Genomic DNA, 22,431 nt, shown 5'->3' with positions numbered 1-22,431 from the left:
CCTATCTGGACCCCAATCGGCTGGTGTTCATCGACGAGACCTGGATCAAGACCAACATGGCTCCGATCCGGGGATGGGGACCAAGAGGTCAACGCCTGCGCGGCTTCGCCCCGAACGGCCATTGGCGCACCATGACCTTTTTGGGCGCTTTGCGCTGCGACGGGCTGATCGCGCCCTGCGTTTTCGACGGCCCGATCAACGGGACATCGTTCCGGGCCTATGTCGAACAAGTGCTCCTGCCCACCCTCCGGCCCGGCGATATCGTCGTCATGGACAATCTCGGCTCCCACAAGGCCGCCATCATCCGGCAGATGATCAAAAGTGCGGGAGCACGGCTCTGGTTCCTGCCGCCCTACTCACCCGACCTCAACCCCATCGAGCAGGCCTTCTCCAAGATAAAGCATTGGATGCGTATGGCCCAGAAACGAACCGTCGATGAAACCTGGCGACACATCGGGCGCCTCGTGCAGACAATCTCCCCACACGAATGTGCAAACTACATCCAAAATGCCGGGTATGCTTCCGTCACAAAATGACAGAGCCTAGCACAGGGCCGCGAGGTCGCTGTCCGATATGGTTCCGGGAACGACGGTGACCGGCACGCGGAAGGCGTTGGCGCCGCGCGCGGCGATCGAGGCCACCAGAGGGCCCGGCCCTTCCGCCGAATCGGCAGCCGCGAGCACCAGAATGGCCACGTCCGGATCTTCGGAGATCTGGGCCTCGATCTGCTCGGTCTTCTTGCCTTCGCGGATGACCCGCTCGACATTGATCGAACCGAAGGCAGCGATCCGGGCCGCGTGGCGGGCCTGAAGGGTCTGGGCAGCCTCGTGAGCCTCGGCCCGCATGATTTCCTCGACGCCGAGCCAGTGCTGGTGCTCGTCGGGCTCGATGATCGAGAGCAGCGCCACCGTGCCCCCGGTGCGCCGCACGCGCAGGGCAGCGAACGTCACCGCCTTGGCGCACTCTTCGGTTTCATCGACGACCACGAGGAACTTGCGCCTGTATTCGTCGGTGTAGCGGTCACTGGTGTCGGGCAATCGCCAAGTTCCGATGGCTGATGATGATGGGCCATGGTGCCACACCGCTTTCAGGCAGTGCAAGCATCGCTTTCATCGCCTTGCTCAGCGCACGAACCCCACGATATCGCGCACCTCGGCCATGGTCTTTGCCGCGATCTCGCGCGCCCGCTCGGCTCCATTGCGCAGGACCGCGTCGATCTGGCCAGGATCGGCGACCAGCCGCCTCATCTCGGCGGCCTGGGGCGCCAGAACCTCGACGGCGAGCTCGGCCAGCGCCGGCTTGAAACCGCCGAACCCCTGCCCGCCATACTCGCGCAGAACGTCATCGATGTCGCGATCGGACAGTGCCGCGTAAATGCCCACGAGGTTTGACGCCTCCGGGCGTCCTTGGAGGCCCTTGGCCTCGCTTGGCAGCGGCTCGGGGTCGGTCTTGGCCTTCCTGATCTTTTTGGCGATCTCGTCGGCATCGTCCATCAAATAGATTGTGGCCATGTCGGAGATCTCGGACTTGCTCATCTTTTTCGAGCCGTCGCGCAGGCTCATCACCCGCGTGGCGGGGCCGGCGATCATCGGCTCGGTCGAGGGGAAAAACTCCGCATCGTGCCCTCCTGCGGCGATCGAGGTGGCGAAGTCGTTATTGAACTTGGCGGCTATGTCTCGGGTCAGTTCGAGATGCTGCTTCTGGTCCTCGCCGACCGGCACGTGGGTGGCCTTGTAGAGCAGGATATCGGCGGCCATGAGCGAGGGATAGGCAAACAGCCCCAGAGAAACGTTCTCGGAGTTCTTGCCGGCCTTGTCCTTGAACTGGGTCATGCGCGCCATCCAGCCCATGCGCGCCACGCAGTTGAACACCCACGCCAGTTCGGCGTGCTGGGCGACCTGGGACTGGTTGAAGATGATCGAGCGCTCCGGATCGAGCCCGGCCGCGATATAGGCCGCGGCAATCTCGTGGGTCCAGCGCCTGAGATCGGCAGGGTCCTGCCAGACGGTGATCGCGTGCATGTCGACGACGCAGTAGATGCACGCCATCTGCTCCTGGAGCGGCACGAAACGCCTGATGGCGCCCAGATAATTGCCCAGATGCAGATCGCCCGAAGGCTTGATGCCCGAAAAGACGCGATTGGTGAACGCCATGAGTAAGAAGGTCCAGGGATCTGAGGATAAGGAATGGGTCCGGTCTGGGGTTTAGCGGTTCAGCCAGCCCGCCGCAAGCGCGCGCGGAGGGCGCCCATGCGCTGGGCTCCGGTCAGATGCACCAACCCGAAATAGACGACAAGCCCGAGCCCGATGAGCCCGGCCAGCGCGGCAAGGCGCAGGGCGGTGGGCGCGGAGGCGGCCAGAAGGGGGGCGGCGAGCATCGAAACGCCGTAGAGCACCGCCGCCATCATGAGCGCACAGGCGATGATCAGCCCGTGACGGCGCAGATCGGCAGCCGAGAGGGCGAAATGGCCCCGCCGCCAGAGAATGACGATCAGCGCCACCATGTTGACCCAGGCGGCCAGAGAGGTGGCGATCGCGATCCCCACATGGGCAAGGGAGGGAAAGAGCGCCAACGCGACTGCGATGTTGACGGCCACCGACACCGCCGCAAGGATGGTGGGGGTGACCGTATCCTCCCGGGCGAAAAAGCCGGGTTGGAACACCTTGGTGAGGACGAAGGCTGGCAGCCCGAACGCGAAAGCCACCAGTGCCCGTGCGGTTTCGCTTGCGGCCAGCGCGCTGAATGCCCCGCGCTCGAACAGCACCGAGATGATGGGCAGAGCCAGCGCGGCCAGCGCGGTGGCGGCGGGCAGGCTGAGCATCATGGCGATCAGCAGCGAGCTGGACTGGGCGGCCATCGCTTCGCTGAACCGGCCGCCCTTGAGATGGCGGGAGAGTTCGGGCAGCAGAACCACGCCGATGGCGATGCCGATGATGCCCAGAGGCAGCTGGTAGAGTCTGTCGGCATAATAGAGGTAGGAAATCGCGCTTTCGGCGCCCGAGGCGATGATCGTGCCCACGAAGAGGTTGATCTGGGTGATCCCGCCCGCAAGGATCGCCGGCACCGCCAGAAGCCAGAACCGTTTGACGTCCTGATCCAGCCTGGGCACGCGGAACCTGGGGATGACGCCGGTTTTCTGGACTGCCCAGACGACGAGGGCCAGTTGCGCGACGCCGCCCGCCATCACCCCGATGGTGACCCAGACTGCATTGAAGGCCGGGTCCGCATGGCCGACCAGCAGCAGGCCGGCGAGAATGATGATGGTTGCGACGTTCAAGAGCACTGGGGCGAATGCGGCGGCAAAGAACCGGTCGAGGCCGTTGAGAATGCCGCCATAGGCCGCCATCAGGCTCATGCAGGCGAGGTAGGGAAAGCAGATGCGTGTGAGAAGGACGGTGAGCTCGAATTTCTCGGGGTCATCGAGAAAGCCCGGCACGAACGGGGTAAGCAGCGCCTCCATGAAAATCTCGGCAAGGATGGTCACCACGATCAGGACCAGAACGAGCCAGGACATGATCCGGCCGGCGAGATCGCGCGCGGCCTCCTCGCCCTCCTGCTCGATCGCGCGTGCAAAGAGCGGTACGAAGGCTGTGTTGAACGCGCCTTCGGCGAACAGGCGCCTGAAGAGATTGGGGAACCGGAACGCGGCAAAAAAGGCGTCGGCGGCCGGGCCCACCCCCAGAACCGCCGCCATCATCATGTCGCGCCCGAACCCGAATATCCGGCTCAACAGCGTCAGGCCGGAGACCGAAACGAAGTTGCGGTAAAGGCTCACGCAGAGACCTTTCGCCTTGCCGGGGCCTCAAACACCGCTTCTAGCGCAGAGCGGATGCGGTTCTGGCGCTGCTTGTTCTGGATTTTCCCGCCGGTGAGATCGGTGACGTAGAACACGTCCACCGCCTTCTCCCCATAGGTTCCGATATGGGCCGAGCCGATGGTCAGGTTAAGGTCCGAAAGCGCGCGGGTGAGGTGATAGAGCAGGCCCGTGCGGTCGAGCCCGGAGATTTCGATCACCGTGAACTTGTCGGAGAGCGCGTTGGAGATGAAGATCTCGGTCGGCACCGAGAAGGGCTTCAGGCGCCGGTTGTAGCGCGAATCGCTGCCCAGGTCCTCTGGCAGGTATTTCCGGCCTTCAAGCAGCGCCCTTACGGTATCGATGATGCGCGCGGCGCGCACCTTTTCGTCCTCGTCGGTGGTGAACGCCCGGCGCAGCCGGAAGGTGTCGAGCGCGTGCCCGTCCTTGGTGTTGAAGACCTGGGCCCCGATGATCGAAGCGTCCGACATGGTGCAGGCCCCCGCGATCAGCGAGAGAAGGCGCGGGTGGTCGGGGGTATAGAAGCTGACTTCCGTGATCCCCTCGAAGGTCTTGATGGTGGTGGCGCCGGCGAACTCGGAATTCCGGTCGAGCGCCCCCTTGATCATCCTGGCGTGGGCGACCTGAAGCTCGGGCTCGGCGCGCAGCCAGTAATTGGGGTAGTGCCGGTCCAGATAATCCTCGACGCGGTCGTCCGGCCAGTCTGCAAGCGCGCCTCCAAGGGTCGTCTGAGCCTCCCGGATGCGGTCGGACTGGGACACCTGGGAATGGCCGCCCGACAGCAGCGGCTCGGTGGCGTAATAGAGCGCGCGCAGGAGCGAGCCCTTCCAGCCGGTCCATACCCCCGGCCCCACCGCGCGGATGTCGCAGGCGGTCAGGATCATCAAAAGGGCGAGGCGTTGGGGGCTCTGGACGATCTCGGCGAAATTGCGCGCCGTCTCGGGATCCTGGATGTCGCGGGCCTGGGCGATCTCGCTCATCAGGAGGTGATAGCGCACCAGCCAGGCGACGGTTTCGGTTTCGGCGGCGGTCAGCCCCAGACGAGGGCAGAACTTGCGCGCGATCTGCTCGCCGGCTTCCGAATGGTCCTGAGGCCGGCCCTTGGCGATATCGTGCAGAAAGAGCGCCACAAAGAGCAGGCGGGTATCGGAGAGATGGGGAAGCAGTTCGTGGGTGAGGGGCAATTCGTCCTTGAGCCCGCCATTGGCGATCTCGGCCATCACCCCCACCGCCCGAATCAGGTGCTCGTCCACGGTGTAGTGGTGATACATGTTGAACTGCATCAGGGCGACGATCTTGCCGAATTCGGGGACGAACTTGCCCAGAACCCCCGATTCGTTCATCCGCCGCAGGACACGCTCGACCGAAACGGGCGAGACGAGAATGTCTAGGAAATAGGCGTTGGCGCGCTCGCTGTTGCGCAGATTGGCGTCGATCAGGCGCATGGAGCGCGAGGCGCGCTTGAGAGCGTCGGGGTGAAACATCACCCCCTCGCGCCCCGCGATCCAGAAGATCTTGATGAGATTGACCGGGTCGTTTTCGAACACCTCCTGATCGGCGATGTTGAGCCTGCCGTGCTCAATGACGAAATCGGGCTCGCCCCGGATGGCGCGGCGCTTCTTGCGGAAGGGCCCCAGGATGCGCCCGAAGGCGTCGATCTTCTTGGCGTGGGCAAACTCGAGCGAGGTGCAAAAAATGCGGGTGAGATCGCCGACATCCTTGGCGACGAGAAAATAGCGCTTCATGAAGCGCTCGACCCCGAGCATACCCGCCCGGTCGGCATAGCCCAGACGCTCGGCCATGTCCTGCTGGACCTCGAAGGTCAGCCTGTCGTCGGCCCGCCCGACAAGGAAATGCAGGTTGCACCGCACCGCCCAGAGGAAATCCTCCGCCCGCTGGAACAGCCGGAACTCGGCCGGGGAGAAGACGTCCTTGTCCACCAGTTCAGCCGAGGTCTGGACCCGGTAGAAATATTTCCCGATCCAGTAGAGCGTGTTGAGGTCGCGCAGCCCGCCCTTGCCGTCCTTGACGTTGGGCTCGACCACATAGCGGGTGTTGCCTTGCGCGTCGTGCCGGGCGTCGCGTTCCGCCATCTTGGCGGCGATGAATTCAGGACCCGTATGGGCCACCACATCGGCCTCGAACTTTTCGCGCATCCGGTCGAACAGGCGCTTTTCGCCGGCGAGGAAGCGCGATTCCAGGGTCGCGGTGCGAATGGTCATGTCCGAACGGGCCATGCGGATGGAATCGTCGACCGAGCGGACGGCATGGCCGACCTTCTGGCCCAGATCCCAGAGCATGTAGAGCACGAATTCGGTGACCGATTCGCCCCAGGGGGTCTGCTTGTAGGGCAGGATGAACAGCAGATCGATGTCCGAACCCGGCGCCAGGGTGCCGCGGCCGTAGCCGCCCACAGCAGCAATCGCCAGCGCCTCGGCCTCGGAGGGATTTTCCCTGGGAAAGACGTAGCGGATCGCCCACAGATGCACCGCGCGGATCAGCTCGTCCTGGGCAGCGCAGATCGCCTGGGCGCAGCGCGTGCCCCGGTGGGAGTCCAGCAGGTCGCGCTCGGCGGCGTCCCGCGCGGACTTGAGGGCCGTCTTGACCGCGTCGAGCAGCATGGCGCGCGCCGCCGGGCTGTCCGGGGCGTGTCCATCGAGCCGTCCGAGAACCTCGGCAACCAAGGTCTCGGCGTCGATGCTGAGCGCTCGTGCCTGTCTCTTGAGCCGGCGCGTTTCAGCGGTGGTCGTCAGCATCGGCCGCCTTTTTCAATCCGTAGATCCATTCGAGGGCCTCACGCGGGGTCATGTCATCGGGCCTTACACCCGATACCATATCGCGCAAGCGGTTATCACGAGGTTGCGGCGCTGACCGGGCCGGAGGAGGGGCCGAGGCGCGGGCAAACAGCGGAAGATCGGCCAGAACGCTCTGGGGATCTGCCTGGCCGCGCGCTTCAAGCAGGTCGAGCACGGCACGCGCCCGGTCGATGACCGGGGCGGGAAGCCCGGCGAGCCGGGCCACCTGGATTCCGTAGGACCGGTCGGCGACCCCGGCGACCACCTCATGGAGGAAGACGACCTCGCCCTCCCACTCGCGCACCTTCATGGTGTGATTGGACACCCGGTCGAGCATGCCCCCGAGCGCCGTCAACTCGTGGTAATGGGTGGCAAAAAGCCCGCGGCAGCGCGTGGTCTCGTGCAGGGTCTCGACGCACGCCCAGGCGATCGAGAGCCCGTCGAAGGTCGCGGTGCCCCGCCCGATCTCGTCGAGAATGACCAGCGACCGGCTGGTGGCCCTGTTGAGGATGGCGGCGGTTTCGACCATCTCGACCATGAAGGTCGAGCGCCCCTGCGCAATGTCGTCGGACGCGCCTACCCGGGAGAACACCCTGTCCACCACCCCGATACGCGCGGCGCGGGCCGGCACGAAGGAGCCCATCTGCGCCATGATGGCGATGAGCGCGTTCTGGCGCAGGAAGGTGGACTTGCCGCCCATGTTGGGGCCCGTGACCAGCCAGAGCCTGCCACCGGTCTCCTGGGAGTCCAGGGGGCCGGAAAGGTCGCAATCATTGGCCACAAAGCTCCTGGCCTGGCGGACAAGGGTCTGCTCGACCACCGGATGGCGGCCACCCTCGATCGCAAAATCCAGGGCCTCGGTGATGGTGGGCCGCGCGTATCCCTGTTCGGACGCGAGGGTGGCGAGCGCCGCGTGCACGTCGAGCTCGGCCATGGCGTCGGCCAGCGCGCGCAATCGGGCGGTGTTGGCCAGAACCGCCTCGCGCAGGCGCGCGAAAATGGCGGCTTCGATCTCGAGCGCGGTCTGGTGAGCGCGGGCGATCCTGCCCTCGAGATCGGCCAGTTCCCCTGTCGTAAAGCGCATGGCATTGGCCATGGTCTGGCGATGGATGAACTCCCCTTCCATGTCCGGCTCGAGCAGGCGGGGGCCATGGGCCGCCGGCACCTCGATGAAAAAGCCCAGGACGTTGTTGTGCTTGATCCGCAGGCTTTTGATCGTCGTGCGGGTGCACAGATCGGCCTGCAGGCCGGCCACCACGGTGCGGGTTTCCCGGCCGAGCGCGCGCTGGGTGTCGAGCTCGGGATCGAACCCCTCGGCCACAAAACCCCCGTCCCGGGAGAGCAGTGGCAGCTCGGCGCTCAGGGCCGACCCCAGAAGCCCGGCGAGATCGGTGGGCGCCTGCCCGAGGCCCTCGGCCAGTGCGGCAAGCCCCTCGGGAGGCGAATCGAGTGACGAAAGCACACCCGACAGCGCGATGGCGGCGTCGATACCCTTGCCGATGGCGGCGAGATCGCGCGGCCCTCCGCGCTCGAGCTCGATCCGGGTCAAGGCCCTTGAAATATCGGGGGCTGCCTTGAGATGCGTGCGCAGCCGGGCGGCCAGCGTGGTATCAGCACAAACCCTGGCAACAATCTCGAGCCGCTTTTCGATGGCGGCGGCCGAAACCAGCGGAGCGGCAAGCCGGGCGGCAAAGAGCCGGGCGCCGGGCGCCGTGACGGTCATGTCGATGCCATGGAGCAGCGCGCCACGTGCTTCGCCACGGTTGGTGGTGAGCAATTCGAGCGAAGCGCGGGTGGCCGCGTCGATCGACATGTGGGCATCGGTGCGCTGGGATTGGGGCGTGCGCAGCGCGATGCCGGCCTGCTTCTGGGTTTCGGCCACATAGCCCACAAGAGCGCCGAGGGCGGACCGGGCCACGCGGGAAAAGGCGGTGGGATCGAGAGCGCCGGGCGCGAATGTGGCGCGCAGGCGCTCGGCGCCGGCCTCGGAGTCAAAGGCGGCGGCGTCGAGGATCGTCGCCCCCGACAGCCAGGGCTGGGCACCCCCTTGGGTTTCCCCGAGCCGCTCGAGGGTATTGGCGCTGACCAGAAGCTCGGCGGGCTCGAGCCGGGCAAGCTCGTCGGCGAGCGCCTCGGCGGGCAGATCGGCGACGAAGAGCTCACCGGTCGAGATATCGGCCCAGGCCAGAGCGAAATCGGCTTCCCCATGCCGGAGCATGGCGAGGGCGGCAAGGAAATTGCTGGCCCTGGCGGGCAGCAGATCATCCTCGGTGAGGGTCCCCGGGGTCACCAGCCGCACGACTTCCCGACGCACGACAGATTTCGACCCGCGCTTGCGCGCTTCGGCCGGGTCTTCGGTCTGCTCGCAGACGGCGACCCGGTGCCCGAGCGCGATCAGTTTCCTCAGATAATCCTGCGCGGCGTGGACCGGCACTCCGCACATGGGAATGTCCTCGTCCTGGTGCTTGCCGCGCCGGGTCAGCGTAATCCCCAGTGCCCGGGAGGCGATTTCGGCGTCCTCGAAGAACAGCTCGTAGAAATCCCCCATGCGATAGAACAGAAGGAAGCCCGGATTGATGCCCTTGATCTCGAAATACTGGGCCATCATGGGCGTCATCGCGGCGGGCGAAGGCGCGGGCCGGTCTGCCTTGTATGCGGATTGAGACATCGGCGCTCATAGCTGAGGGCGGGAAAGGGGCGACGCTATTGCAAATCGGCGGGAATTCCAACCGGTCTGGACGGCTTTGGAAGGTCCAATCCGGTGACCCTGCGGGCCCGGTCGCGGTAGCCGGTGGGCATCAGGGCCAGCCGCGCGATGACCAGGACATCGGTGGTGGAAAACGCCGTGTCGAGAAAGGCGCTGCGTCCGACATGGGCGTTGACCCGCAGATATCCCCGCAGGAGGGGCGGCATGGCACGCAGGGCCCGGGCACGGCTCATCGCGCCGCCGGTCGGTCCCTCCATGGCAACCGCGCCCCCGCCAAGGGCATCGACCGCCCAGTCTCTAGGCGCGCCGACCCGGGCATGAAGATAGGCCAGGACCGCCCGGTGGCGCTCGGGATCGGCTCCCGGCAGGCTGGCCGTGCCGAAATAGACGTCGATCCCGGCCCGGCAGGCATAGGCCCAGAGCCCGTACCACAGAACCTCGATGGTGCGCTGGGTGCGATGGGTGCGCGCGACGCAGGAGCGGCCGACCTCGCAAAACCGCAGCCCGGCGTGGCGCGCGAGCAGCGGAGCAATGTCGAACTCGGCCTGTGAACTGAAGCCCTCGCCGGCAGCTTCGGGGGGCTGGACACGGCACGCACCCACGATGGCTCCGCCCGCAACCGCGTCCGGGCGGGAGCGGTCCCGCACGATGATATGGTCGCAATGGGGGTCGAACCGATCCGCCTCGAGTCGGGCAAGCCGATCCGCGCCGGGCGGGCGGGCATCGAGTTCAGCCACGAAGACCTCGTAGCGCAGGCGCTGGGCGGCGCGCAGCTCGGCGGCGGTTCGCGCCAGGCTCACCTCGAGAGGCCCGAGCCGGGCCAGGACGTCCCGCGACGGCGCCGCGGGCGCCGCAGACGGCTCGCTTGTTAATGCGCCTCTGGTGTCCACGCGCGCCTCATCGTTTGGTGTGTGACCGGACGGGGCAGGCCCGCCTTCCGGCCCTCGCGGGCGCGATCATAGCAAGACCGGCGGACAGGGAAACCGGGTTGGGGTGTCTCAGGCGATCTCGATGGCCATGGAGTGCCGGTATGGGGCGTCGGGGGTCACGATGATCGAAGGGAAATGCTTCCAGGACAGGGCGCCCGGATAGAACTGGTCCTCAAGGCAGAGCCCGGAATGGCGCCCATAGGTCCGCCCCCCGTGCCCGGGCACCGTACACTCGGTCCACACCCCATTGTAGATCTGGACGGCGGGCCTGTCCGACCAGAGCCGCAGGCACAGCGCGCCATCGGGCCCGGTGACCTCGGCGAGAGGGACGGCGACGTCCCGGCGGGTTGGAAGAACCAGGTTCATATCGAAATCGATGGGGTTGCCTGACTGGTCGCGGAGGTTTCGGCCCGTGCGCAGGTCGTATCGCGTGCCGTCGACGGGCCGGATCTCGCCGGTCGTCGCCAGGGTCGGACCGAGGGGGGTATAGGCGGATGCGTCGATCCTGACCGTGTGGTCGAGCACATCGGGCCCGAGGCCCAGGTTGAAATAGTGGTGCTGAACGAGGCTGAGCGGGGCAGGGCGGTCCACGTGCCCTTCGAGCTCGAGTTCGAGCCGGTTGCCCTTGAGCGTATAGGTGGCCTCGATCCGCACCGCGCCGGGAAAGCCCGAATCGAGATGCGGGCTTTCATGGACAAACCGCACGGCATTTGCTCGGGCGTCCACGTCCATATCCCAGACCCGGCGGCTCAGACCGGAAAATCCGCCATGCAGGCAATGGCCCGCTTCGTTGGCGTCGAGTTCATAGATGTCGCCGTCGAGCACGAATCGCGCGCCGGCGATGCGGTTGGCCACGCGGCCGCAGATGGCGCCGAAGTGCGGGCTGTGTTCGGGATAGGGCTCGAAACTTTCAAAGCCCAGAACCACCTGGCGCAAGCCATCCGCCACCGGCACCCGCCAGTCGCGCACGACGCACCCCCAGTTGAGAAACGCCATTTCGACGCCGGTTTCCGAGACCAGACGCGCCTCGTCCACCCGTTTTCCCTCGAACGTACCTACCCCGTCGGTTTCGATCATCTCGGGCCCAATCTCCTGTTGGCTTGCTTGACGCCCCGACCCGGGCGCGCAATGACTGACGTTACTCAGAACGGGTTTTACGCGTGGGACACGGGGAGACGCAATCTTGGATGTGAAGCCGGGGCCGCGGCTGACGGTCCACGACCTCGCCGAGGCGGCGGGCGTTTCGCTGGCCACGGTCGACCGGGTTCTCAACGGCCGGGCGGGGGTGCGCCCGGCCACGGTCGAAAAGGTGGAAGCGGCGATCGCCCGACTGGGATTCCGGCGCGATCTGGGCGCCTCAATGCTCGCGCGATCCCGCACCATCGGCATCGCCTTTCTCATTCCCGGAGGCACCAACCGGTTCATGGCCAAGCTCGCCGAAGCGGTCGAACAGTGCGGGCGCGACGTGCGCTCCCAGCGCGGTCAGTTCGACCTGGTGCGCATCCCGCCCATGGATCCCAGCGCTCTGGTCGCCGCCATCGAGGGGCTCGATCCGGCCCGGCACGCCTGCGCGGCGATCGTTGCGATCGACACAACCGAGGTCCGCGATGCAGTGGACAATGCGCGCGAGCGCGGGATTTCGGTTATCACGCTGGTGTCGGACCTGCCCGGGTCCGGGCGCGCCGGTTTCGTGGGCATCGACAACGCGGCGGCGGGGCGGACCGCGGCGGCGCTGATGGGCCGGTTCTGCCCAGATGGCGGCCGGATCGGGCTGGTGGTGGGGTCCCTCGGGCTGAGCGACCACGTCCACCGCATCGAAGGGTTCCGCGCGGTCGCCGCGACCGACTTTCCCGGCCTTGCCATTGCCGGCCCGGTGGAGGGCGAGGACGCCTATGAGGGGACCTACCAGGCAACGCGCGATCTTTTGGCCGCACACCCCGATCTCTCGGGCCTCTACAATGCCGGGGCCGGCAATGCCGGGCTCCTGGCGGCGATAGAGGATGCGGGCCTTGGCGGCCGGCTGCGGGTGATCGCCCATGAGCTGACCGGCCCGACCCGGCGCGGGCTGGTTGCCGATCGGGTCGACGTCGTCCTCGACCAGAGCCCGCTGTGGGAAGTGCGCGCGGTCTGGACCACCGCCCGGCGGCTGGTTCTGGGCCCGGACGCCCTGGCGCCGGCGGCCCCGATCGAGATCCGGCTGTTCTTGAAACACAACCTCATCGCCGAGGACTGACGCACCAAAGCGCGCCGCTGGTAGACAAGGGGAATTGACGCACCGCAGAAATGAGGTACGTTCCTCACAAAACACAGTAAGGGGAGGATCAGCCCATGACATATCTCGGGCTCGACATCGGCACATCCGGGGTCAAGGCCGTGTTGATCGACGAGGAGGGCGCCCATATTGCCGATGCGAATGCGCCCCTTTCGGTCTCGCGTCCCAGGCCGGGCTGGTCCGAACAGGACCCCCAGGACTGGTGGGCTGCCGTTCTGTTGGCCACCGACCAGCTGGCTCTTGCTGCACCTTCTGCCATGGCTGCCCTCAAGGGCATCGGGCTCTCGGGCCAGATGCACGGGGCGACCCTGCTTGACGGGGACAACGAGATCATCCGCCCGGCAATTTTGTGGAACGACGTGCGCTCGGCGGCCGAATGTGGCGAGATGGAAGCTGCCGAGCCGCGCTCGCGCGCGATATCGGGCAATATTGCCATGCCCGGATTTACGGCCCCCAAACTCCTCTGGGTCAAGAAACACGAGCCCGAGGCGTTTTCCCGGATCGCCAAGGTCCTGCTGCCCAAAGATTATGTCCGGTTCCTGCTGACCGGGGATTATGTTTCGGAGATGTCGGACGCGGCGGGCACGCTCTGGCTCGATGTGGGCAAGCGCGACTGGTCAGATGCCCTTCTGGCCGCGACCGGGCTCGAGCGCGGCCACATGCCCGGCCTTGTGGAAGGCTCTGAGGTCTCCGGGACGCTGACCCGGGAGCTCTGCGCGCGCTGGGGCATTGCCGGGTCTCCCGTGGTTGCCGGCGGGGGCGGGGACAATGCCGCCTCGGCCTGCGGGATCGGCGCGGTCAATCCAGGAGAAGGCTTCGTTTCGCTGGGCACATCGGGGGTGCTGTTCGTCTCGAACGGCGCGTTCTCGCCCAATACCAAGGGCGCCGTGCACGCCTTCTGCCACGCGCTGCCCGACACCTGGCACCAGATGGGGGTGATCCTTTCGGCCACCGACAGCCTGAACTGGCTGGCAAAGCTCGTGGGCCAGGACGCAGCAACGCTCACCGGGGCCGCCGCAGCCGGATATGAGGGACCGGGCGAGGAGATTTTCCTGCCCTATCTCTCAGGCGAACGCACCCCGCACAACGACGCGCGCGCCCGGGGCTCGTTTGTCGGGCTTTCCCACCTTTCGGACGCCGGGCGCATGGCCCAGGCGGTGATGGAAGGGGTAGCCTTTGCGGTGCGCGACTGCCAGCGCGTGCTGGGAGACGCAGGCACCGAAATCGACACGCTGATCGCCGTGGGCGGCGGATCGCGGTCCGAGCTCTGGCTCGAGATGATCGCGACCAATCTGGGCATGGCGATCTCGATCCCCGCGGACGGGGATTTCGGCGGGGCGTTCGGGGCCGCGCGGCTGGGGCTGGTCGCGGCCACTGGCGCCGATCCACGCGCGGTCTGCACCATGCCTGCCATCGAAAAGACCATCGAACCAAGGGCGGCGCTCACATCCGCCTATGACGACCACTACGCGCGCTATCGCGCGCTCTACCGGGGCATAGAGGAGGCCCGCCAATGACCGATTTCTTCAAAGGCATCGAAAAGATCCGCTACGAGGGCCCCGAGAGCACCAACCCGCTCGCCTTCCGGCACTATAATCCCGACGAGATGGTCATGGGCAAGCGGATGGAAGACCATCTGCGCTTTGCCGTCGCCTATTGGCATTCGTTTGCATGGGAAGGCGGGGACCCCTTTGGCGGGCGCACCTTCGAGCGGCCCTGGTTCGACGGGGAGATGGATGCGGCCAGGCACAAGGCGGACGTCGCCTTCGAGCTCTTCACGCTGCTGGGCTCACCCTATTTCTGCTTCCACGATGCCGACGTACGCCCCGAGGGGGAGAGCTATCAGGACTCCACCAAGCGGCTGAACGCGATCGCCGACATCTTCGAGGAAAAAATCGCCCAGACCGGGGTGAAGCTGCTCTGGGGCACCGCCAACCTCTTTTCCAATCGCCGGTTCATGGGCGGCGCGGCCACCAATCCGGACCCCGATGTGTTTGCCTATGCGGCAGCGACCATCAAGGCCAATATGGACGTCACCCGGCGCCTGGGCGGCGAGAACTACGTGCTGTGGGGCGGGCGCGAAGGGTATGAAACCCTGCTCAACACCCGCATGGACCAGGAGCTCGACCAGCTTGGGCGCATGCTTTCGATGGTCGTGGACTACAAGCACAAGACCGGGTTCAAGGGCGCGATCCTCGTGGAGCCCAAGCCCCAGGAGCCGACCAAGCACCAATATGATTACGACGTGGCCACCGTTTATGGCTTCCTCAAGAAATACGGGCTAGAGGACGAGGTGAAGGTCAATATCGAGGTGGGTCACGCCATTCTGGCGGGCCACACCTTCGAGCATGAAGTGGCCCTCGCTTCAGCCCATGGCATCCTGGGGTCGATCGACATGAACCGGAACGACTATCAGTCCGGCTGGGATACCGACCAGTTCCCCAACAATGTGCCGGAAGTCGCGCTGGCCTATTACCATATTCTCAAGGCGGGCGGTTTTTCCACCGGCGGGACCAATTTCGACGCCAAGCTGCGGCGCCAGTCGATCGACCCGCAAGACCTGCTGCACGGACATATCGGGGGCATGGACACCTGCGCGCGCGGGCTCAAGGCAGCCGCCGCGATCATCGAGGACGGGTCCTACGACGCGTTCCTCGAGGACCGGTATGCGGGCTGGAAAACTCCCGAAGCCCAGGCGATGCTCAGGGGCGAGCGTACGCTCGAGGACATCACCGCGCGCGTGGAGGCCGACAATATCAATCCGCGCCCACGTTCCGGCCGGCAGGAATATCTCGAAAACCTGATCAACCGCTTCGTCTGATCTGATCGAGATAAACGTCGAAAGGGGAGCGTTTCACGTGAATCGCTCCCTTTTTCATTTCTGTTTCAGCAGGTTAGCCGACGGTCAGGCTGACCTCGATATTGCCCCGCGTGGCGTGGGAATAGGGGCAAACGATATGGGCGGCGTCCATGATCTTCTTGACCGTTTCAGGGTCCTCGCCCGGGACGTGCGCGGTGAGGGCCACCTTGAGGCCAAAGCCTTCGCCATCGTCGCGCTTGCCAAAGCCCACATCGGCCGAAACCGTTGAATCATCTGGCAGTTTCTTGTTCATCTTGCCGGCGGCAAACTTCATCGCGCCCAGGAAACAAGCCGAATATCCGGTGGCGAAAAGCTGCTCGGGATTGGTGCCCTGGCCGCCCGAACCGCCCATTTCCCTGGGCGTCGAGAGCTTGACGTCCACCTTGCCGTCATCGGTTTTCGAATGGCCGTCTTCCCGGCCTCCGGTGGCGCTTGCGTGAGCGGTATAAAGGATTTCCATTGGCACAACTCCCTGGCGTGCGGTGGTCGATCACGCTGTTAGTTGGGGGTGATCTGCGTCCTAGTAAAGGGTGATCGGGACAAATTGATCCCGACCTGACGTCGTGATCGCGGCTCGGAGAAGAGCCAATTGTGGCAAAGCGCCGGTTTCAGCGCTTTTCGGCGCGCATGTAGAGGTTTTCCATATACCGGTCCGGATCTCCCCCTATGCGATGGTCGGCGGCGGGGTGAGCGCGCTGGGCGCATTCGAGCCGCGGACAGATCCGGCATCCGACGCCGATGGGGGTGGCCCCGCCGGGGGCGTCGAGATCGACCCCGTCGGCATAGACCATGCGGTGGGCATGAACGATCTCGCAGCCCAGCCCGATCGAGAGATGCCGGCGGGGGGCGTGGTAGCGGTGCCCGCCCTTGGTCAGGGCCCGTGCGATGCAGAAATAGCGCTTGTCGTCGGGCATCTGGGAGAGCTGGACGTTGATCTGGCCGGGGTTGAGGAAGGCGGCATAGATGTTCCAGCGCGGGCAGGCGCCGGAATGGCGGGGAATATGGATGCCCGAGAGCGAGAAGCGCTTGGAGATGTTGCCGGCGATATCGGTGCGCACGAGATGAAGCGGGATGCCGGAGAGCCCGGGGCGCTGGAGCGTGGTCATCCGGTGGCAAACCTGCTCGAAGCTGGTGCGGAAGCGCCGCGCGATGCGCTCGATATCGTAGCGCGTGTCCCGGCAGGCGGCAAGGAAGGGCTCATAGGGCATGAGGATGGCGGCGGCGAGATAGGCGCCCAGCGCGTCGGCAGCCAGCCCGTGGGCGGGCTCGGGGATCGAGGAGGCCTCGATCAGGGCCGCGATCTCGCGCGCTCCGGCCAGCCGGGCGAGCTGGCGGGCGGCGACAAACAGCGCGGTTTCCGGCTCGAGGGTGTCCGAGACCGCAAGCACGCGCCCGTCGGCCTCGCGCCGGGCCGCGAGCCCTGCGGGCAGGGACGCGGCGCGGATCTCGACGCCAAAGACGTTGAAGAGGCAGGTGCGCAGGCCCGCTTCCACCCCGTCTCCCGCCCGCTCGATATCGGGCGCCAGCCGCTCGGCCACCGCTTCGAGGGCGGGGAAGTGATTGGCGTTCTCCTGAAGGAAATCGGACACGGCCTCGCTGGGGGCGACCGGCGCCAGTGGATCGCTGCCCGGGGTCAAGGGCTCGGGCCCTGAAGGCGCGCGCTCCAGGGCCCTGACGCGATCAAAGAGCTTGAGCACGGCCCGGCCCACCGCGGGGCTCGAGGTGGCGAACTCGCGGATATCGTGATTGGTGAGGTCGAGATCGGCGAAGATGTCGTCGCCAAACAGCTCCATCAAATCGCCGGCCAGCCGCCCATCGTCGCTTTCGGCGAGCTCCCCCGGTTCGACCCCGAAATAGCCCGCAATGCGGAACAGCAGGGGCACGGTGACCGGACGGCGGTTGTGCTCGATCAGGTTGAGATAGCTGGCGGAAATCTCCAGCGCCTCGGCGAGCTGGGCCTGGGAGAGGCTCCTGAGCCGCCGCAGCCGCCTGATGCGCCCCCCGATCTGGGGCTGGCCGGTGCTCATAATCGCCCTCTCCTTGCTTTACAGCCTTTACAGGTCGTGCCTTGCGCCTTTACCGCGATTTACAGCTTAACATGCTGATTTCACGTATAGTCTTGGCCCCGGTTCCATCTTCTGTCAATTCTTTACGCGATCTCACGGCACACCGCCCGCGACCCATCAGGAGAGACACCATGGCCCAGCCATCCGACCCCCGGCACCCCGAAGACGACGATTTCATCACCATCATCGCCCCGACGCTTGCCGAGGTGATGGAGGGGTTCAAGGCCCAGGGGCTTTCGGCCCGGGACTATTGCATCGTCCATCGGGCCGGCCGGCACAGCTTTACCCTGGCCGGCGGGGAGCCGCTCTTTGAGGGCACCCCGATGATCGCGGCGACCTTCGCGCGCCACGCGCGCTGAACGCCCGCATCGAACCCGACATTTTTCACCCCACACGATCTCACGGAGGAGACACCCATGCTCGACACCCCATACACTGCCCGCACGGACGAGGATTTCGCCGCACCCGATTGGGCCCCTGACCGCTGGGCCGGCATCCGGCGCGACTATACCCCACGGGACGTGGCGCGCCTGCGCGGCTCGCTGCCGGTGCGCCACACCCTGGCGGAGAACGGAGCGCGGCGGCTCTGGGAGCTGCTGCACACCGAGGATTTCGTGCCCACGCTCGGCACGTTTACGGGCAATCAGGCGGTCCAGCAGGTCAAAGCCGGGCTCAAGGCCATCTATCTCTCGGGCTGGCAGGTGGCCGCGGACGCCAATTCCTCGGGCAACATGTATCCCGACCAGTCGCTTTATCCCGCCGATTCGGTGCCCGCCGTGGTCTCGCGCATCAACAAGGCGCTCCAGCGCGCCGACCAGATCCAGCACATGGAACGGATGGACGGCACGGGCACCGAGACGCTGGACTATCTGGTGCCCATTATCGCCGATGCAGAAGCCGGGTTCGGCGGCGCGCTCAACGCCTTCGAGCTGATGAAGGCGATGATCGAGGCCGGGGCGGCAGCGGTGCATTTCGAGGACCAGCTCGCCTCGGAAAAGAAATGCGGGCACCTGGGCGGCAAGGTTCTGGTGCCAACCCGCACCTTCATCAAGACCATGAACGCCGCGCGGCTGGCCGCCGACGTTCTGGGCGTGCCGACCCTGATCATGGCGCGCACCGACGCCGAGGCGGCCCAGCTGATCACCTCGGACGTGGATGAATACGACGCGCCCTTCATCACCGGGGAGCGCACCGAGGAAGGGTTCTATCGGATCACCAACGGGCTCGAGGCGGCGATCGCGCGCGGGCTGGCCTATGCGCCCTATGCCGATCTCATCTGGTGCGAGACCTCGACCCCCAACCTAGCCGAGGCAAGGCGGTTCGCCGAGGCGATCCGCGCGCAGTATCCCGACCAGATGCTGGCGTATAATTGCTCGCCCTCGTTCAACTGGGCCAAATATATGGGCGAGACGGAAATGGAGGCGTTCCAGCGAGAGCTTGGGGCAATGGGCTACACATACCAGTTCATCACCCTTGCCGGCTTCCACAACACCTCGCTCACCACCTTCGATCTGGCGCGGCGCTACAAGGCGCGCGGCATGGCCGAGTATTCGCGCCTCCAGCAGGCCGAATTTGCCGCCGAGGCCCAGGGCTTTACCGCAACGCGCCACCAGCGGGAGGTTGGCACCTCCTATTTCGACGCCGTGGCCAACGCGGTAAGCGGGGGCCGGGCGGCAACCACAGCCATGGCGGGGTCGACCGAGACGGCGCAGTTCTGAGGGTGCGCAGGGGTGGATGCCGAAGCGCTGCTGCGCCCTCACCCCGGCTTGGCCATTCGCGCGCGGCGCTCATGGCCTCCTGCTGCTTCCATCGCTCCACGGGAGCGATGGATCGCTGGTGCGCTGAAGGACCCCTCACCCCCGGCCCCTCTCCCTCAAGGGGAGAGGGGGGCTCTTGGGGCCAGATCCGTGTGCCGTCCTGACCATGGTCTCATAGCGCTCATGGCCTTCTGCGGCTCCAATCGCTCCACCGGAGAGATTGGTCGCTGGCGCGACCGCCTTGAAGTCTCCGCAAGAGGAGAGGGGGGCTCGCGCCGTGAGGGCGCAGCCCTTTTCCCTTCTCCCCTTGAGGGAGAAGGTGGCCGCGGAGCGGTCGGATGAGGGGTAAAGGGTGCCGCAGCGGATCAGCAACCAGGTGATTGCCCCAAGGCCTCGCCGATCGCGCACATGGGTCCCGGCTGCTTTGGGCGCATAGCGCTCATGGCCCTCTGCGGGACCTATCGCTCCATTGGAGCCATTAGCCGCTGGCGCGATCGCCTTGAAGGCTCCCTCGCCAGAGTGATGGGCGGCTGCATGGACGGTGCGAGATGGCTATCGCTGATGACCCCTCACCCCCGGCCCCTCTCCCTCAAGGGGAGAGGGGGGCTATTGGGGCCAGCGAGTCGGGCCCAGGCACTTCCTTTTCCCTTCTCCCCTTGAGGGAGAAGGTGGGCTTTCGCGGCAGCGAAAGGTCGGATGAGGGGTTTGGCCACCGGCAGTGCGGTCAGGCGACGCGGCGGGTGTGGCTCGACACACGGCCCCTAAACAATCCACAGAAAAATGATTCACGTGAAGCATCGGGGGTGCTTCACGTGAATCATGGGACCGGTGCCAGGGCTTTGTTCGGCCCGGGGATTGGTGTATTGGGCGCGGGAGACGATATGTGATCCCTGACAACCGGAGCCGACCCCGCCCGTGACCGCCCCAGACGGACATCTTACGCGCCGCACCTTTGCCATCATCTCGCATCCGGACGCCGGCAAGACGACCTTGACCGAAAAGCTCTTGCATGCGTCGGGCGCGATCCATCTGGCGGGCCAAGTCGCCGAGCGCGGCGAGCGCCGGCGGACGCGGTCGGACTGGATGGAGATCGAGCAGAAGCGCGGCATCTCGATCACCTCCTCGGTGATGACCTTCGAGCACAAGGGCCTGACGCTGAACCTGCTGGATACCCCGGGCCACGCTGACTTCTCCGAGGACACATACCGCACGCTGACGGCGGTGGATTCGGCGATCATGGTGATCGACGCGGCCAAGGGCATCGAGGCGCAGACGCGCAAGCTGTTCGAAGTGTGCCGGTTGCGCGACATCCCCATCATCACGTTCGTCAACAAGATCGACCGGGAAGCCCGCGATACCCTCGAAATTCTCGACGAGATCATGGAGACCCTGGCGCTCGATGTGGCGCCCATGCTCTGGCCCATGGGGGCGGGGGTGGATTTTTCCGGGCTGGCCGACCTCGAGAGGGGCCGGCTGCTGGGCACCGACGGCAGGCCCAAGACCGCCGAAGGCGATCTCGAGGGCGCGCTGGCGCCCTTTGCTGGCACTCAGAACATCGGCGTGCGCACCGCGCTCGAAGGGCTCGAGCTGGCCCAGGACGGGCTCCCCGCCTTCGATCTCGACGCCTATCGCGAGGGGCATCTGACCCCGGTCTATTTCGGCTCGGCGCTCAAATCGATCGGGGTCGCCGAGCTTTTGGACGCGGTATGCCGGTTTTCGCCCCCGCCGCGCGCCCAGCCGGCGCACCCCGAGCCTGTGGACCCCGCGAGCGCAGCCTGCACGGGGTTCGTCTTCAAGGTGCAGGCCAATATGGACCCCAACCACCGCGACCGCGTGGCCTTCGTGCGCGTGGCGTCCGGTGAACTCAAGCGCGGCATGCGCCTCAAGAACGTGCGCACGGGCAAGGACCTGAAAGTCGCCAACCCGATGTTCTTTTTCGCCCGCGAGCGCGAGCTGGCCGACAGCGCGCTGGCCGGGGACGTGGTGGGCATTCCCAACCACGGCACGCTTTCGGTGGGCGATACGCTGACCGACGGCGCCGATGTGACGGTGACCGGGATCCCCAATTTCGCGCCCGAGCTGCTGCGCCGGGTGCACCTGTCGGACACCAGCAAGACCAAGCAGCTGGCCAAGGCGCTCTCGGACCTCGCCGAAGAGGGCGTGGTGCAGGTGTTCAAGCCCTCGCTGGGGGCCGGCTATTATGTGGGCGCGGTGGGCGCACTGCAGCTCGAGGTGCTGACCAGCCGGGCGCAGGTGGAATACAACGTGCCGATCCGGATCGAGCCGGCGCAATATGTCACCGCGCGCTGGGTGAAGGTGGGGGACGCGGCCCAGTTCGAGAAATTCGCGGCGATCCACCGGCTCAACCTCGCCGAGGACCGCTACGGGGACCCGGTGTTCCTGGCGCCCAGCCAGTGGGAAATCGACCGCTGCGCCAAGGATTACCCCCAGCTCACCTTCCTTGCCACCAAGGACCGGGGCATCGCGGCCTGAGCGCCTTGGGCCCTGACGTGCCGTGAAACGAGAGTGTCCCGGGGAGCACGAGCACCCCGGGAGCGCGGAGCAATGAGGCCGTTACTGGCTGGCGGGACCGGCGTGCGCGCCGCGGCCCGATCCCTCGCCATGGCCGGGGCCGACCCGGCGCGGGCCGGAAAGCCGCTCGGTCCAGCGCTCGACCAGCGCGATCTGGTCCTCATCGAGGCTTTCGACGAACGCAACGAGCGCCGGCTCGAGCGTCTGGAGCGCTTCGGCGCGGGCCGTGGTCATGGCCACCATGCCCGCATAGCGGGCGATCACCCGGCCGGCGGCCTCGTCCTCATCGGCCTCGCGCGCGACACTGCGGGCGACGGCGATATCCTCGCGGGCCTCGTGGGCGGCCGATTTGAGCGCTTCGAGCGCCTCGAGCTGGCTGTCGTCGAGATCGAGCCGGTGGGTAAGTCTGACGGCTGCGACGTCGATGGCCTCGGCATTGGCGGTGCCCATCAGCGCGTGGAGCGGGCCGGGCTGGTGGCGGGGGTGCGCGAACCGGACGGGGCCGGACGGACCCGTCCACTGGGCGGCGACGCGATCGGAGCCCGGCTGGGTGTCGGCCTCCTGGGCGTTGGCCGGGGCGAGGGTGCCCAGCGAGAGCGCGGCGAGCGCGAGGCCCAGACAGGCCCGGGTCTTGAGGGTGGCGATCGAAATGGTCATGCCTGCGATCCTTTTGGCTGATCCAGTGGCTCGAGTGTCGAT

General features: G+C 66.2%; 17 protein-coding genes. 7 read left to right on the top strand and 10 right to left on the bottom strand.

Annotated elements, in window-relative coordinates; translation table 11 throughout:
• The coding region (locus EO136_RS07345) for an IS630 family transposase (RefSeq protein WP_127143128.1) at nt 1-536 on the top strand (536 nt) is incomplete at its 5' end.
• A 6-nt stretch (nt 537-542) separates the two neighbouring features.
• On the opposite strand, the gene EO136_RS07340 is transcribed toward EO136_RS07345, so the two are convergent.
• The 7 genes from EO136_RS07340 to EO136_RS07310 form a co-directional block, all read right to left on the bottom strand.
• Nucleotides 543-1,037, bottom strand: a complete 495-nt coding sequence (locus tag EO136_RS07340) for a universal stress protein (RefSeq protein ID WP_127143819.1) — start codon at nt 1,035-1,037, stop codon at nt 543-545.
• Between the two features lie 84 nt (nt 1,038-1,121).
• Nucleotides 1,122-2,153 (bottom strand): tryptophan--tRNA ligase, encoded by a 1,032-nt coding sequence (trpS, locus tag EO136_RS07335; protein ID WP_127143818.1) that lies wholly within the window; start codon nt 2,151-2,153, stop codon nt 1,122-1,124.
• Between the two features lie 59 nt (nt 2,154-2,212).
• Nucleotides 2,213-3,775, bottom strand: a complete 1,563-nt coding sequence (gene murJ, locus EO136_RS07330) for a murein biosynthesis integral membrane protein MurJ (protein WP_127143817.1) — start codon at nt 3,773-3,775, stop codon at nt 2,213-2,215.
• Nucleotides 3,772-6,570 carry a [protein-PII] uridylyltransferase gene (locus EO136_RS07325; RefSeq protein ID WP_127143816.1) on the bottom strand — a complete coding sequence of 933 codons (2,799 nt, stop codon included), beginning with the start codon at nt 6,568-6,570 and terminating at the stop codon, nt 3,772-3,774. Before EO136_RS07325 ends, murJ begins: the two co-directional genes overlap by 4 nt.
• Nucleotides 6,551-9,277 (bottom strand): DNA mismatch repair protein MutS, encoded by a 2,727-nt coding sequence (gene mutS, locus EO136_RS07320; protein WP_127143815.1) that lies wholly within the window; start codon nt 9,275-9,277, stop codon nt 6,551-6,553. The genes EO136_RS07325 and mutS overlap by 20 nt, the downstream gene beginning before the upstream one ends.
• Nucleotides 9,278-9,312: 35 nt before the next feature.
• Entirely contained in the window at nt 9,313-10,116 is an 804-nt protein-coding gene (locus EO136_RS07315; RefSeq protein WP_164730480.1) for a GNAT family N-acetyltransferase, read from the bottom strand.
• A gap of 198 nt (nt 10,117-10,314) precedes the next feature.
• Entirely contained in the window at nt 10,315-11,322 is a 1,008-nt protein-coding gene (locus tag EO136_RS07310) for an aldose epimerase family protein (protein ID WP_127143813.1), read from the bottom strand.
• 112 nt (nt 11,323-11,434) lie between these two features.
• Between EO136_RS07310 and EO136_RS07305 the strand changes: the two genes are divergently transcribed.
• The 3 genes from EO136_RS07305 to xylA all read left to right on the top strand — a co-directional run bounded on the left by EO136_RS07305 (nt 11,435) and on the right by xylA (nt 15,338).
• Nucleotides 11,435-12,478: a LacI family DNA-binding transcriptional regulator gene (locus EO136_RS07305; protein WP_246018286.1), complete on the top strand. Its 1,044-nt coding sequence runs from the start codon at nt 11,435-11,437 to the stop codon at nt 12,476-12,478.
• Nucleotides 12,479-12,573: 95 nt separating this feature from the next.
• A complete protein-coding gene (gene xylB / locus EO136_RS07300; protein ID WP_127143811.1) occupies nt 12,574-14,034 on the top strand; it encodes a xylulokinase in 1,461 nt (486 codons plus the stop codon).
• A complete protein-coding gene (gene xylA / locus EO136_RS07295) occupies nt 14,031-15,338 on the top strand; it encodes a xylose isomerase (protein WP_127143810.1) in 1,308 nt (435 codons plus the stop codon). Before xylB ends, xylA begins: the two co-directional genes overlap by 4 nt.
• A gap of 73 nt (nt 15,339-15,411) precedes the next feature.
• Here xylA and EO136_RS07290 read toward each other — a convergent pair whose 3' ends face one another.
• Nucleotides 15,412-15,837 (bottom strand): organic hydroperoxide resistance protein, encoded by a 426-nt coding sequence (locus EO136_RS07290; RefSeq protein ID WP_127143809.1) that lies wholly within the window; start codon nt 15,835-15,837, stop codon nt 15,412-15,414.
• 148 nt (nt 15,838-15,985) lie between these two features.
• Nucleotides 15,986-17,404 (bottom strand): helix-turn-helix domain-containing protein, encoded by a 1,419-nt coding sequence (locus EO136_RS07285; RefSeq protein ID WP_206513285.1) that lies wholly within the window; start codon nt 17,402-17,404, stop codon nt 15,986-15,988.
• Nucleotides 17,405-17,574: 170 nt separating this feature from the next.
• Between EO136_RS07285 and EO136_RS07280 the strand changes: the two genes are divergently transcribed.
• The 3 genes from EO136_RS07280 (at nt 17,575) to EO136_RS07270 (ending at nt 21,693) form a co-directional block, all read left to right on the top strand.
• A complete protein-coding gene (locus EO136_RS07280; protein ID WP_127143807.1) occupies nt 17,575-17,802 on the top strand; it encodes a hypothetical protein in 228 nt (75 codons plus the stop codon).
• A 57-nt stretch (nt 17,803-17,859) separates the two neighbouring features.
• A complete protein-coding gene (aceA, locus tag EO136_RS07275) occupies nt 17,860-19,161 on the top strand; it encodes an isocitrate lyase (protein ID WP_127143806.1) in 1,302 nt (433 codons plus the stop codon).
• A 954-nt stretch (nt 19,162-20,115) separates the two neighbouring features.
• A complete protein-coding gene (locus EO136_RS07270; RefSeq protein WP_127143805.1) occupies nt 20,116-21,693 on the top strand; it encodes a peptide chain release factor 3 in 1,578 nt (525 codons plus the stop codon).
• 81 nt (nt 21,694-21,774) lie between these two features.
• Here the strand turns inward: EO136_RS07270 and EO136_RS07265 are convergent, their stop codons facing one another.
• Complete coding sequence (locus tag EO136_RS07265) at nt 21,775-22,389, bottom strand: Spy/CpxP family protein refolding chaperone (RefSeq protein ID WP_127143804.1); 615 nt, start codon at nt 22,387-22,389, stop codon at nt 21,775-21,777.
• Nucleotides 22,390-22,431 lie beyond the last annotated feature (42 nt).

Origin of the sequence: Pelagibacterium montanilacus (genome assembly GCF_003992665.1) — a bacterium.
In the GTDB taxonomy this organism is placed as follows: domain Bacteria; phylum Pseudomonadota; class Alphaproteobacteria; order Rhizobiales; family Devosiaceae; genus Pelagibacterium; species Pelagibacterium montanilacus.
The sequence above is the reverse complement of the archived record's forward strand: the minus strand, read 5'-3'. Positions and strand labels throughout refer to the sequence as shown.